Origin of the sequence: Paenibacillus sp. E222, from assembly GCF_013401555.1 — a bacterium.
GTDB lineage: Bacteria > Bacillota > Bacilli > Paenibacillales > Paenibacillaceae > Paenibacillus.
Window position 1 is genome coordinate 6,923,990 of record NZ_CP058552.1, and the last position, 13,011, is coordinate 6,937,000.

13 protein-coding genes and 1 pseudogene are annotated in these 13,011 nt (G+C 47.0%); 9 read left to right on the plus strand and 5 right to left on the minus strand.

From position 1 onward, the window contains the following. Positions 1-54 precede the first annotated feature (54 nt). From flgB to HW560_RS30940, 9 genes and pseudogenes are all read left to right on the plus strand, one after another. Complete coding sequence (flgB, locus tag HW560_RS30905; protein ID WP_090901961.1) at positions 55-465, plus strand: flagellar basal body rod protein FlgB; 411 nt, start codon at positions 55-57, stop codon at positions 463-465. 229 nt (positions 466-694) lie between these two features. After that, a pseudogene (locus HW560_RS34165) lies at positions 695-1,186 on the plus strand (GNAT family N-acetyltransferase); the annotation flags it as partial. 201 nt (positions 1,187-1,387) lie between these two features. After that, positions 1,388-1,795: an NUDIX domain-containing protein gene (locus HW560_RS33565; RefSeq protein ID WP_256222192.1), complete on the plus strand. Its 408-nt coding sequence runs from the start codon at positions 1,388-1,390 to the stop codon at positions 1,793-1,795. Positions 1,796-2,028: 233 nt separating this feature from the next. After that, positions 2,029-2,544: an RNA polymerase sigma factor gene (locus HW560_RS30915; protein ID WP_179265464.1), complete on the plus strand. Its 516-nt coding sequence runs from the start codon at positions 2,029-2,031 to the stop codon at positions 2,542-2,544. Next, positions 2,541-3,860: a DUF4179 domain-containing protein gene (locus tag HW560_RS30920; RefSeq protein ID WP_179265465.1), complete on the plus strand. Its 1,320-nt coding sequence runs from the start codon at positions 2,541-2,543 to the stop codon at positions 3,858-3,860. Before HW560_RS30915 ends, HW560_RS30920 begins: the two co-directional genes overlap by 4 nt. Positions 3,861-3,977: 117 nt before the next feature. Further along, the gene (locus HW560_RS30925; protein WP_179265466.1) at positions 3,978-5,021 is read left to right on the plus strand and encodes a S66 family peptidase; all 1,044 of its coding nucleotides are present in this window, start codon (positions 3,978-3,980) and stop codon (positions 5,019-5,021) included. 64 nt (positions 5,022-5,085) lie between these two features. Further along, a complete protein-coding gene (locus tag HW560_RS30930) occupies positions 5,086-5,391 on the plus strand; it encodes a hypothetical protein (protein ID WP_179265467.1) in 306 nt (101 codons plus the stop codon). A 366-nt stretch (positions 5,392-5,757) separates the two neighbouring features. Continuing rightward, positions 5,758-6,453 carry a threonine/serine exporter family protein gene (locus HW560_RS30935; RefSeq protein ID WP_373565021.1) on the plus strand — a complete coding sequence of 232 codons (696 nt, stop codon included), beginning with the start codon at positions 5,758-5,760 and terminating at the stop codon, positions 6,451-6,453. A gap of 19 nt (positions 6,454-6,472) precedes the next feature. Continuing rightward, positions 6,473-6,922: a threonine/serine exporter family protein gene (locus HW560_RS30940; RefSeq protein ID WP_090894573.1), complete on the plus strand. Its 450-nt coding sequence runs from the start codon at positions 6,473-6,475 to the stop codon at positions 6,920-6,922. 210 nt (positions 6,923-7,132) lie between these two features. On the opposite strand, the gene HW560_RS30945 is transcribed toward HW560_RS30940, so the two are convergent. From HW560_RS30945 to HW560_RS30965, 5 genes are all read right to left on the minus strand, one after another. After that, on the minus strand, positions 7,133-8,995 hold the full coding sequence (locus HW560_RS30945; protein ID WP_179265469.1) for a transglycosylase domain-containing protein: 1,863 nt from the start codon (positions 8,993-8,995) through the stop codon (positions 7,133-7,135). Beyond that, entirely contained in the window at positions 8,989-9,783 is a 795-nt protein-coding gene (locus HW560_RS30950; RefSeq protein ID WP_179265470.1) for a HAMP domain-containing protein, read from the minus strand. The genes HW560_RS30945 and HW560_RS30950 overlap by 7 nt, the downstream gene beginning before the upstream one ends. A 169-nt stretch (positions 9,784-9,952) precedes the next feature. Next, entirely contained in the window at positions 9,953-11,089 is a 1,137-nt protein-coding gene (locus HW560_RS30955; RefSeq protein WP_179265471.1) for a sensor histidine kinase, read from the minus strand. Between the two features lie 54 nt (positions 11,090-11,143). After that, entirely contained in the window at positions 11,144-11,866 is a 723-nt protein-coding gene (locus HW560_RS30960; protein ID WP_339850192.1) for a response regulator transcription factor, read from the minus strand. Between the two features lie 89 nt (positions 11,867-11,955). Beyond that, positions 11,956-12,777, minus strand: a complete 822-nt coding sequence (locus HW560_RS30965) for a DUF2785 domain-containing protein (RefSeq protein WP_090894565.1) — start codon at positions 12,775-12,777, stop codon at positions 11,956-11,958. Between the last annotated feature and the right edge of the window lie 234 nt (positions 12,778-13,011).

Here is a 13,011-nt window from a genome sequence, read left to right on the forward strand (position 1 = left end):
GCTCATTTTTTTATGATGAAAGCAATTGCATTTCCATTGAAGGAGACTGAGCCGTTGATTGAAACGAACACTTCCAGACGCAATGAATCCCTGTTACAAGCGCTGAACGCGCAGCACAAGGTCACCACTGAAAATATTGCCAATGCAGACACACCCAATTACAAAAAGAAATCGGTGGAGTTTGAGGAAGAGCTCAGACGTATCATTGAGAATGGCAAAACAGATCAGCTCGCCATGAAGCGGACGCATGAGAAACACTTTCCGGTCAGTAATCCCAATGACTCCATCGTAAACTACCGGATTGTCGAGAACAACGAAACTTCCATGAATAATAACAACAATAACGTTGATATTGACAAGGAAATGGCGAACCTTTCGGAGAATCAGCTTATGTATAACTACATGGTTGATCGGGTCAGTGGGCACTACAAGAAAATGAAAAACCTGTTGCAGAATATGAAATAATGAATGGTAGAGCAGCCCTTTGGCTGCTTTTTGTTTTGGCTACATTCGGAAATATCCAGATGATCTATATTGAATTATATGGATCTATATTAACCGCATTTAGCGTCGCTTTTCTTTTCCTAATCAGGAGGGTATGCTCCCCTGCTTCTGCCCTTTTTCGGTATCCTCTCTGTTTCGTAGTATAATGAGATAAAATGTATGATTTCATATCCAATAAAAGAGGTGCAACATGGCTCCACGTCATTTAAATGCTTTTCAAGGCTCCAAAATCCGGCTAGCCGCTCCTTGCCCAGAAGACTGCATGCGGCTCTCCCGCTTCACTGACAGTTATGATTACTTGCGTAATCTGGATACCGATATTGCTGTCCCGCTAACGCCGGATGAGACGGGGTCATCCGCAGTTCGCAGAGACAACGGTTTTGAATTTGCGCTGCGTACTCTCGAGGATAATCGGTTCATCGGATTCACGGCTCTCTACCGAATTGAATGGAATAACCGCTCTGCACGCCTGGCCATTGGTATTGGTGATGATAAAGATCGGGGTAAAGGATACGGCAGTGATGCTCTCGCCCTGATTATTCGTTATGGATTCCATGAATTGAATCTGAATCGGATTGCGCTGGAAGTAATTGAATACAATGAGACTGCCCGACGCGCCTATCTGAAAGCCGGATTTCGGGAGGAAGGCCGCCAGCGTTCTGCCGTTCTACGGGATGGCACGCATTATGATCTGATCTCGATGAGTATTCTTGCAGAAGAATGGTCAACGCAGACCAAACTTCCGCTCGCGTTTCAGTCCACTCATGCCCAAGGAGCTAAACAGAACGAAGATCACTCAGACTCACGATTGGTCGCTGCCGAAGGATCTGCGTTGTCCTTACTTAACACCAAAGGTACAGAGAACTCTCCTGTCCAACCTCGGATTGGTGTGGGAGCAGTCATCCTCAACGAACGTAATGAAGTCCTTTTGGTTTGGCGGAATCGTCAGCCTGAACAGTACACCTGGAGTATCCCTGGGGGCAAAGTTGACCCATACGAATCCGTTGAAACGACGGTCATTCGAGAGATCAAGGAAGAAGTCGATCTGGATATTGCCATCGACAAGCTGCTCTGCACCGCAGAGACGATCCGACCTGAACAACAGGAGCATTGGATTTCCGTCCTCTACTCAACTCGAGTTATTGGCGGTATTGCTCGTAACCTCGAAGAAGGCGGAGCGATTGGTGAGATCGGTTGGTTCCCGTTGGATGATCTGCCATCGCCGCTCGCTAGTTTCGCGGTGCCTGGTCTGGAAGCTGCGAAGAAACTCCATCTTTATTCTGAAGATTGAAATCGGGAGAAACGAATCTCATTACGGTCAGACAAGTCATATGATGAATAACAGCCGCCGAACTCCTCTCTCTAACATAAGGGGGAGCTTGGCGGTTGTTTTCAGTTTCTGCGCAATTTCCTTCTTGGTGGTAGTCTCAGTACGTGAATACATAACTTTTTTTCCAAAATCAAGAACCGTTTGGCCCTTTCCACGGTCTAATACGCAACAACATCCATGAAAGGAGGAGCCATGTGACCCCTGCTCAACTGACCATCGCCGCACAGAAAGGGGATGCCGAGGCTTTTGCAGCCTTAATGGAGATGCATCAGAGCCGACTGTACCGGATCGCCTATGCCTATCTGCACAGCGAGGAGGATGCGCTGGAAGCGATACAGGAATGCACCTACAGAGCTTATCGAAAGCTCAAGAAATTAAAAGAACCCTCCTATTTCGCCACTTGGCTGATCCGCATTCTGCTGAACTACTGTGTGGACGAACGCAAACGCAAGAGCCGGTTCAGCCACGTTACCGAAATTCATGAACCTAGCAGCTGGGACCAGACCGCAGACCCTGATCTGGCCGCAGCTGTCTCTGCGCTGGATCCGGATTGCAAACTAATTATTATTCTAAGCTATTTCGAAGGTTTCTCCTTAACAGAAGTCGCTGATATTCTCAAAATCCCGACCGGAACCGTAAAATCCCGATTGCACCGGGCACTTAGGCAGCTCCGGGACCAACTTGAAACGAAAGGAGATATAACATCATGAACGATGAAATAAAGCCATTTGAAGCCCTTGAGCAGCGTCTGAATGATCGTAAAAGGGAATACGACGCCATATCTGTACCGGATGCCGAAGCATATCAGGCTGTACAGGCCGGAATCCGTCAGGCTGCGCGCAAGCGCAAGTCACGGCTGCGCTGGGTTATGAGCTCCATATCTGCAGCCGCGATCATCCTCGTGTTTACGGGATGTATCCGCATCTCCCCCGCCTTTGCGTCCTTTGTGGAGCAATTGCCCGGCATGGAAGGCATTGTGAGCATGATTCGCCAGGACAAAGGATTAATGATGGCCATCGATCAGTCCCTCTTGCAGAAGGTTGGTGTGACCGATGAGCATGATGGTGCTTCCTTGACCGTTGAAGGCATTATCACAGACGAGTCACGTATGGTCATTTTTTACACGATGAAAGGCATGAAAGATCTAGAGAAAGGTCGATATGATATCGATTTGCTTGATAGGGATGGAAAAAAGCTGCCTGTTGCGTTTAGCTACTTCTCTCCTACGCCGGCTTCAGAAAGTGGCATTTATGAGGATAAAATCGATGTCTCATTCGCAGAGTCTTTACCACCACAAGAGCTGACCGTTGTATTTAAGGAACAAGGTAAAGAACCGAATAATAAGTGGAAGGTCACCTTCCCAGTGGATCGCAGCTTAACGAAAGGCATGAAAAAAATCATTCCCGTAAACCAAACAATGACCGTGGACGGGCAGCGTATTCAAGTAAAACAGGCCGTTCTGTATCCCACTCGCCTTGTTCTTGATATCGAATATGATCGGAACAATACCAAAAAAATCTTCGGAATTCGTGATCTGCAGTTGGTAGATGAGCAAGGCCGAGCATGGCGAACGGATTCCTCCTCCATCTCAGGCTCTGGAAGCTCTGTCTTTTTCGAAAGCATGTACTTCTCCGCTCCGAAAAAGCTGACGCTGCAAGGGTCTGGCCTTTCAGCAGTGGATAAGGATGAACTGGTTATCAGCATCGATCCATCTTCAGGTGAAATACAAGGTGGTCCATCGAGTTTGAAATTCCTGAAAAGCACGGCCCAGGGCAAAAATCTCATCCTCGAGTTTTCAATCGCAAACGCTCAAAATGCTACTTCAGGGCTATCATTTACCAATATCAAGGACAATAAAGGGAACCCTTTCGAAATTAATGAAGTAGGCTGGAGCCCTTCCGTCTTTGAAGCAAGGGTTGTCATTAAAAATGGAGCCGCAGCTAAAGGAAATCTGACAATGGAAATAGACTCTTACCCTGATCAAATTCGTGCACCGTTCTCCATTGAAATTCCGGTGACTCCCTAAAGGAAATGTCAGTAGCCATAATCACAAGCCACATGAAGTAGTCATGTACTATAATGAAATGAAAATATCAAACATCTTCGTTAAATCGATATGTTCACAAGAAAGGGTGTTTCCACAATGAATAAGCGTTCGATCCGTTACCCGCAACCCCTCGCTCCGGGAAATACCATTGGTGTGGCTGCGCCATCCAGCGGTGTAAGTGAATCCTTGCATCATTACCTTGAAGAGAGCAGGCACAACATGGAGCGACTTGGTTTTGGTGTTCAGGAAAGCCCATTTCTACGGCATAACGCCAAATGTGTAAGTTCATCCAAGGAAGATCGCGCTGCCGAGATGAATGCATTTTTCCGTGACCCTGAGATTCAGGCTATTATCCCTCCGTGGGGTGGAGAGTTCCTTATGGATATTCTGCCCCTGCTCGATTGGGAAACTTTGAAAACCTTGCCGCCCAAATGGGTTATGGGATATTCGGATATCAGCACCTTTTTATTCGCATACACCCTGATCACCGGAACAGCTTCGGCACACGGTACGAACTACGTGGACCTTAGATCCAATGAACTCGATCCGGTGACCGCCCGCTGGATTGATGTATTACAGACTGGCCAGGGAGGGCAGGTTACCCAATCTTCCTCCACTCACTATCAATCGGAATGGAAACCGGAGTTGTCGAGGTTCAATCTGGATACTCCTTCTCACTGGAAACAGCTGGGGCAGCCCGAAGGAGCAGACTCGCAGGTTACATTCTCAGGTCGGTTGATCGGCGGCTGCATGGATACAATCACCTGTCTGATTGGCACGCCTTACGCACCAGTTGAAGCGTATCTTGATCAGTATTGTGCAGAAGAAGGAACGATCTGGTATCTGGAAAGCTGTGAGATGAATGCGGGTGATATCTACCGTCATCTGTGGCAGATGAGACAGGCTGGCTGGTTTGCTGGCGTTAAAGGCTTCATGTTTGGCCGACCTGCTGGTTATTCCGATACAGGAGATTTCAATTTCACCGATGCCCTGTCTTCGGCTCTCGGAGATATGGATGTACCCGTTTTGTATGACGTGGATCTTGGCCACATCCCGCCACAATTAACTTTTGTGAATGGCGCACTGGGCAGCGTGGCTTATGAGAATGGGCGCGGAAGACTTGAGATGGCATTTGTGTGATCACCTTTTGTAGGCAGATGCATACCTTGAAGTAAGAAATGATTTTGAGGAAGGGTTGTGCATCATGTCTGAATCCACATCCACACCATCCTCACGGGTCGTATACCAAGCCAATCAACCAATGCTCCAATCCGTGCAAAGTGTGCGGAATATGCTTCATCATACAGCCCGGCAGCATGTCGGCAAGAAGGTGCAAGTCCAGAATATCGATGGTCAGGTATGGGAAGGCGTCATTATCAGCGCGGATCGGGGAATTTTGTATCTCCAGGTTACGCCGATGCATGGATATCCCGAGCCACGTGCCTTGTTTGGACCAACCATTCTGCCACTCGTGCTGTATGAGCTGTTAGTCATTACGCTGTTGATGTAGTTGTTTTTGGTATCGATCGATCCTAGCCCAAGAAGCTTCCCTCCCTTTGACCATCAGGCCGCGGGAGCGAAGCCTTTTTTGGGTTTTAAGCGTTAATGGGTTATCAATTTGGTGTCAATGTAAGCAATAGTCTCTATAGCCTGGATGACTACCTGTGGTTCGTGCGGTATGTTTCCTTGTTAACGTGTGAAATATGATACAATGGTGTCGGCACCAAGCCTTATCTCATATGAACGGAGCTTGATCCGGTTGGAATATATCCCTCATGATCCTCCACCCGCGCCTCAGTCTGAGACGGAGCTGGTTGGGACAAATCATACTGAACAATCCCGCGTGATTGCAATCTGTCTACTGGCAGGCAAAATCATGCTGCAAAGCGGCGGTGAAACCTATCGTGTGGAAGATACGATGAAACGCATGGCTGCCGCGCTGGGCCTTCCCCATTCGCACAGTTATGTTGTGCCCACAGGCATCTTCTTCTCGGTTGATGCAACCGAGCCTGCCAAGCTGATACGGATTTCTGAACGAACCACGGATTTGCACAAGGTGTCCGAAGTGAATGCCGTTTCCCGGCGTATTGGACAAGGGGAATTGTCCGTTGAGGATGCCTATGCATTGTTACAACAAATTGAGGGACAGCCCTCCTCCTATTCTGCGGTTATACGGCTTACGGCGGCGGCGTTATCCAGTGGGTGCTTTACCATTATGTTTGGTGGAGGCTGGGTCGACTTTCTCCCTGCTGTACTCTGCGGTGGTATTGGCTATGCAGCGGTCATTGCCTTCCATCGACTGGTACTCGTAAAGTTTTTTGCCGAGCTGACAGCTTCATTTGTGATTGGTCTGCTCGCCTTTTTGCTTGTCTATATGGGCGCGGGTCATGAACGGGACAAAATCATTATTGGCTCAGTCATGCCCCTGGTACCGGGACTGCTGATTACTAATGCTGTGCGTGACCTGATGGCCGGGCATCTCGTGTCCGGGTTATCCAAGGGAGCCGAGGCGTTTCTGACGGCTTTTGCGATTGGTACAGGCATTGCTGTTGTTTTTTCACTTTTTACGTAAGACGGAGGAGTTGCAGGTTATGCTTCATTTTATTGAACAAGCCCTGACCAGCTTTGTCGCCTCGGCCGCTTTTGGCATTATTTTTAACGCTCCTCGGCGCATGCTGCTTCACGGTGGATTTGTCGGCATGATCGGCTGGATCATCTATATTGTGCTCGAATATGCCGCGGATGCTGTTCCTGCTACCTTGGCAGCGACCATCGCGGTTGGTGTCATAAGCCAGCTGTTCTCCCGCATGTTTCGCGCACCCGTCATTATCTTCAGCGTGGCAGGTATCATTCCGCTCGTCCCCGGTGGACTGGCCTATAATGCGATGCGTAATTTTGTGCAAAATGACTACGGTGCTGCCATGGAGATGGCTGCCAAAGCGCTCATGTTATCCGGTGCCATCGCGATCGGACTTGTATTGTCCGAGGTGTTGAACCAGATGATTCGTCGTATACCTGAATCTTTGCGAGCAAAACCCTAACAGCAGATGAATATCATTACAACGATAAAGACCCGTTAGAGACAGGGTAAAATACTGTCCTTCACGGGTCTTCCATATTTCCAGACAATATTGATCCGTGATCATCTAATATGAGGTGTTTTGTTTTCATCATTGTATCCATTTGTTCGATAACTGTGCGATCCATGTTGAAAAATCCCTGAGTAATGGATTACGGTAAACCATTCTCTTCTATGGCAATGCACGCTTCATCACCGACGCAAATAAATCCGCCGCGGCACCACTTCCGGATCTCATATAATGCTCTGCATCCGTACGATCAAATCCCATCCAGACTGCAGCCGTCCACTTGCTGGTATATCCTACAAACCACAGATCCCTGTTCGCCTCCTTGCTTACACCAGGTATTGCAGCTTGCGTTGTTCCTGTCTTCCCCGCTACCTTATGCTGACTCAGTTGTGCCCTACTTCCGGTACCTTGACTGACCACATCTTGGAGCATGCCGGTCATGGTCGTCGCCGTACTGTTGGAGATCACCTGTTTGTTCTCTGGCTTAAAAGCATAGATTGTCCGGCCGCGTGAATCCGTAATTTCACGAATCAGATGTGCCGTATTGAACTTGCCGTTATTGGCAAACACGGAATATGCCTGAGACATTTTCAGTGGAGACACCCCTTCATGCAAACCACCCAAAGCGATCGACAGATTGAGATCCTCCCTGCCCAGTTCAATGCCCAATCGACCTGCAAATTGATGTGCCCGTCCCAGCCCTGTCTCATGCAGCAGCCATACGGCTGGAGCATTGATGGAATGTTCAATCGCTTGCGACATCGTAACTGTACCTCTGTAACGCCCGCCCAAATTGCTTGGTTGATAACTCCCATATTTCATGCGTTGATCAGGTAGTATACTCTCTGGCTTAAACCGACCAGATTCCAATGCAGGTCCATATACAATAATGGGCTTAAATGCAGAACCGGGTTGTCTTGCATCCGTGGTTGCCCGGTTAATGCCTCCTTTTACAGGGTCTCGCCCGCCCATCATCGCTTTGACTTCACCGTTATGCTGATCCAGTATGACCATGCTCGCCTGCACTTGCTCATCCTCACGATCATCGGTGAATCGAGAAGATTCACGGAATGCTTGCTCCATCGCCAGCTGCGCCTGATCATCCAATCCCGTACGAATGGTCCAGCCTGCGGATTGAATCTCTGCTCCACTCTTGCCTGTCAGACGGGAAGCCTCCTCGATTACCGCATCCAAGGCAGACACGTAGGCAGGCACTGTTGAGGCTGGAGTCGATTCAGATGTTAAATTAGGCGGTGTATAGTCCACACTTCGCGCCTCATTCATCTGTTTCTTGGTGATGATTCCTTGCTCATGCATGAGGCCAAGAACCACAGAACGCCTCTCTTTGGACAGGTCTTCCCGATCCACCGGATTGTATATGGAAGGTCCCTTCGGAATTCCGGCCAGCGTAGCCATTTGCCAGATCTCCAGTTGATGTAAATCCTTGATCCCGAAGTATCGCCATGCCGCGGCTTTAACCCCATATTGCTGGCGTCCCATATAAATATGATTCAAATACAGCTCCAATAGCTCATCCTTGCTAAATCTCTTTTCCATCGCCATGGCAATCGACATTTCATTCACCTTGCGGACCAGCGTTTTATCCCCGTTCAAGTAGAGATTTCTGGCTAGTTGCTGTGTAATCGAGCTGCCTCCCTGACTCAGGTTCATATGTAAAACATCCTGCACAACCGCCCTGCCAATTCCGATAAAATCCAGTCCATCGTGGTTATAGAAACGTCGATCTTCCGTAGCCAGAAACGCCTGCTTTAATAGATCCGGCATATCCTTCAAATCGGCATACTCCATATATCCCTTGGTTTGCACTTGTAATCTCGAAATTTCTGTTCCAGCTGCATTGGTAATGATGGTGGAAGAGGCCACTGAAATAGCCTCAGGATGATTGCGAAGCACACCTTCGCCGTAAGTAACTAGATAGATATAGCCAACCGCTAGCAAAATAACGATTACTACAGAGGCATCAAATATGTGATAAATTCCGCGCCTTATGCTGAATCTCAACATTCAGGTTTCCTAAATGCATGTGGATTGGAGCCTGAATGTTCCTGTGGCTTCATTTCCATAGAATCCAGGGCAAGCTCCAGACTTAACGTCTGTTTATACGCCAGTTTGACCCAGTGCAGAATCTCCGATTCATCCCGGCAGCGTCCTTCCATGATCGTGTCAAGTGAAGAACGAACACCGTAGAGAGTCAGTTTAATCGGCAAATCGGCATTTATACGACCAGATTGTGATCCAACCCACTCTTCTTGATTACGTTGCTTATGGTTTCTCTCATTCTCTAACACCATTTGTTCCCGGCTACTTTCATCGCCATACATATACTCACTAGGACTGGACCAGTTTTCCCCACTCGGTTCTCTATTTACCCACTCCCGGTCTGAACTGTTTATGTGCTCCGCTTGTATACGTACCACAACGTCATTCAGATCGGCTGCAATCTGACGCAGCTCTCCTCCGTTCAACACTTCTATCTGTGCTGGAATTCGGCCATTGGCCAGTTCATGAGTTCCACGACCAATCACCTTGAGGTCATCTGCAATCTTCTGGGATCGAATCCAAAAAAACAAAGCAAATAGACCACCCCCGATGAATATAACGAAGGGCGTTGTACCGATATGGTTTATCACCCAGTACATAACTCGAGTTAAACCAGTTGTCTCTGACAGGATATGATGGTGGGCAAAACGTAACATGTGATAAACGACAAATAGGAGCGCTGCGCTAAGTAACGCGCTTGCTCCACAGATATATATGTATCTTAGTCTGACTGTACGTAATAATAATCTCATATTCGGTATCCTCCTCAATTTTGCGATTCATGTGTACGATTGAGGTTAAGAATACAGAATATTTCTTAATGAGGAAGTGGGTAACTTCTTATCATTTTCTTAATTCAGCATTATGCCTACATGTTGAATCAAGCAAGCTCTCTTACAATTAGAAGAGAATTCTGCCAGGTTACCGTTCCTCTGTATCTCTGTTCATCGGAGGAGCAGTCACCGGAAAACGGGTAACAAAATCGGTTCGGCCCTGCTCGCTATATGCAGCGATACTCCCGTGATGTAATTCAATCATGGATTTGGCAATAGCCAGCCCCAGTCCGGTGCCGCCCGTATCACGCGAGCGGGACTTGTCCACCCGGTAAAATCGATCGAATAAATGCGGCAAATCCTGCGCCGGAATCGGTTCACCATAATTGCTGATGCGCACCACAGCTTCTTCACCTTCAAGTGACAACGCGATCTCCATCACTTTCCCCTGTGCTCCATAACGGATCGCGTTACTGAACAGGTTCTCATACGCACGAACAAGCTCGCCAGGAGCAGCCTGAATCCATAAAGGCTCATGTCCACCAATGATCTTATATGTCATGCCCGCTTCTTCCAGCATCGGAGCGAATTCTTCCGCAAGCTGCATCAGAAACGGATTCAGGTTCAAGGAAGTCAATGACAAAGGCAGGCTCCCACCACTGACACGGGTATATTCGAACAAATCGTCGATCAGCTTCCTTAATGTCAATGATTTCTCGTATGCTATGCTCACGTAATAGCGCATCTCAATTTCATCCTGGTACCGATCCTTCTCTATGTACTCCAAAAATCCGAGAATGGAGGTTAGCGGAGTCCTCAAATCATGAGAAATACCCGTGATCAAGTCATTTTTGGCAGCAACTGCACTACGCTCCTCCTGCAATGACAGTTGCAATTGTTCAGCCATCTGATTAATACTGGCAGCCACAACGCCAAACTCATCCGATGTCTTCACCTCGATTCGATGAGACAGCTCTCCTTTGGCAACTTCCTGAATTCCCGCCGTAATCTCGTCCAGAACCAGCATCACCCTACGCGTGAACAGGAAAAAGAACAGCACAAAGCCAAGTATGGCAACCATAATCATTAATGGCACCGACCCAATATTGTTCACCAGCCACCTGATGCCCCTTGCAGGGATCGAATAATCAGGATAGGTCTGAGCCGCCAGAATGGAGTGTGCAACTTTGCTGCCCCCATACAAGATAGCCGCCGTCAAAATGCCACTCAGCAGAAATGCGTAGATAAATTTCCACCGGACTGTGTTAATTAATTTTGAATTCATCTCGGAACTCCCTGCTTACGCCCTTTATCCAAAAAACCTTATAGACGCACGTGCTTATTGTGGTTTGATCATCTTATAGCCAACACCCCATACCGTCTGTATGAACTTGGGATGTTTGCTGTCGAGTTCGATTTTCTCACGAATCTTGCGGATATGCACCATGACGGTGTTGTTGGACTCCATAAACTCTTCTTTCCAGACCTGCCTGTAAATCTGCTCCATACTCAGCACAGAGCCTTGATGGCGCGCCAGCAGCTCCAGAACGGCAAATTCACGAGGAGTCAAGCGAACAGGCTGCTCATCCAGCCAGACCTCATGCGTATCGGTGTTAATGACCAGATCGTCAATCACCCACTCATGTTCCTTGTTCTCCCGGCCTTCATTGAAGGTATGGTACCTGCGAAGCTGCGACTTTGCCCGTGCCACAAGTTCAAGCGGGTTAAACGGCTTGGTCACATAATCATCAGCACCAATGCTCAGCCCTGTGATTTTATCCATATCCATGCTTTTGGCGGACAGCATAATGATCGGCATTTTCTGCTCTTCCCGAATTTTCATACATGCTTCAATTCCGTCCATATTCGGCATCATGACATCCAGAATGATCAGATCAATTGGCTCTTTCTTCAATTGCTCAAGCGCCTCGATCCCATCACTGGCTGTCAGAACCCGGTATCCTTCATTGCCAAAATAAATCTCCATCAGTTTAATAATATCCTGCTCATCATCCACAAGCAGAATGGTTGCTGGCTGTGCCACGGCATTATTCCTTTCCATTCCATGAATCATTTGTTGATCAAAGTATACCATTAGGAGATGAATCTGCGAAAAATCATCGCCTTTGAAAGAAGAGAAAACGTTGTTTTTCAGGAATAATATACTTTTTCTATTTTATATAAAGTATGCTCGATTGTTGGGCAGAGATCAGCATCCACTTTGTGAAATTTGATTCGAAAGTATAAACTTTTCAAAAAGTTCTTTTTATTATTTTTTTGCCTAAAGGCAGGAAGGAATTCTGGATTTTTCTCCACATCACCAAAACGTTGAATCCATTGCTCTACATAATTCTGACTAAGTATTTTTCTATTTAAAACACTAATTATGGATTTTACCATTCTTTCATCTTCCCCATCGGAGTAAACTCGATCAGTGATGGTCATCTTTTCGTAAACCAAATCGAGGATGGTTAAGAGGTCATTTTTATCCAGCTCGGAACATTGGGCCAATTCGTCTAAAGCATCTGCTGCATGCGCTATGGCATGCGCCCAACCTTTTTCTTCGTCATACCCGCGATAATCTCGCTCTTTATGTACATTGTAAAAAACGTTCTCTTTTATCTGATGAATATGCTCTCTTGAGAGATATGGTGATTCTCTATGCCTCATGAGGAGGAGCGGGATAACCAGCATAGAGAACGATCGAGTAAAGACTGCGTCTGTATTGGTTTCACCAATCCTAAAAAGCAAATGCTTATTATCCAAAACAACGGTTAGAAGTTGTTCTAGTTCGTTTACTGTTAAAGTATTATCAGGAATCCAATTTGATAAGGTTGTATAAATTAGGTCATCACGTAGTTGGGCATCCAAAGAACCGATGTTAACCATCATTTCTTGTATCAACTGGAATGTATCGGGAGACGCTTGGTAGCCATTCTCTTTTATTAATATCAACTTTTCTTTTAAACTCATTTTACACGTCCCTACTAGAAGATTTTCCGAACTTACTATTTTAGTTTCTACTGACAATGTTGCATTTGGAGACGTTGGTTTTCTTTACTTGTAGCTGATCCGGCAATCCCTATTATTAACGTATAGGATCGTCGATCTAATCCTTGCTTAACCGCTGCTTATTGCCGATAACATGCTCTATGTATTCTATTAAATCTAGCTCTATATTCAGGCAGAACCTCGCATTATGGACCT

What these genes read in the sequence shown, in the direction of transcription:
- HW560_RS30920 (WP_179265465.1), top strand. Translation starts at nt 2,541, where the DNA reads ATGAACGATGAAATAAAGCCATTTGAAGCCCTTGAGCAGCGTCTGAAT.
- HW560_RS30955 (WP_179265471.1), bottom strand. Translation starts at nt 11,089, where the DNA reads ATGAATTCAAAATTAATTAACACAGTCCGGTGGAAATTTATCTACGCA.
- HW560_RS30925 (WP_179265466.1), top strand. Translation starts at nt 3,978, where the DNA reads ATGAATAAGCGTTCGATCCGTTACCCGCAACCCCTCGCTCCGGGAAAT.
- HW560_RS30940 (WP_090894573.1), top strand. Translation starts at nt 6,473, where the DNA reads ATGCTTCATTTTATTGAACAAGCCCTGACCAGCTTTGTCGCCTCGGCC.
- HW560_RS30935 (WP_373565021.1), top strand. Translation starts at nt 5,758, where the DNA reads ATGCTGCAAAGCGGCGGTGAAACCTATCGTGTGGAAGATACGATGAAA.
- HW560_RS30945 (WP_179265469.1), bottom strand. Translation starts at nt 8,995, where the DNA reads ATGTTGAGATTCAGCATAAGGCGCGGAATTTATCACATATTTGATGCC.
- HW560_RS30930 (WP_179265467.1), top strand. Translation starts at nt 5,086, where the DNA reads ATGTCTGAATCCACATCCACACCATCCTCACGGGTCGTATACCAAGCC.
- HW560_RS30965 (WP_090894565.1), bottom strand. Translation starts at nt 12,777, where the DNA reads ATGAGTTTAAAAGAAAAGTTGATATTAATAAAAGAGAATGGCTACCAA.
- HW560_RS30950 (WP_179265470.1), bottom strand. Translation starts at nt 9,783, where the DNA reads ATGAGATTATTATTACGTACAGTCAGACTAAGATACATATATATCTGT.
- HW560_RS30960 (WP_339850192.1), bottom strand. Translation starts at nt 11,866, where the DNA reads ATGGAAAGGAATAATGCCGTGGCACAGCCAGCAACCATTCTGCTTGTG.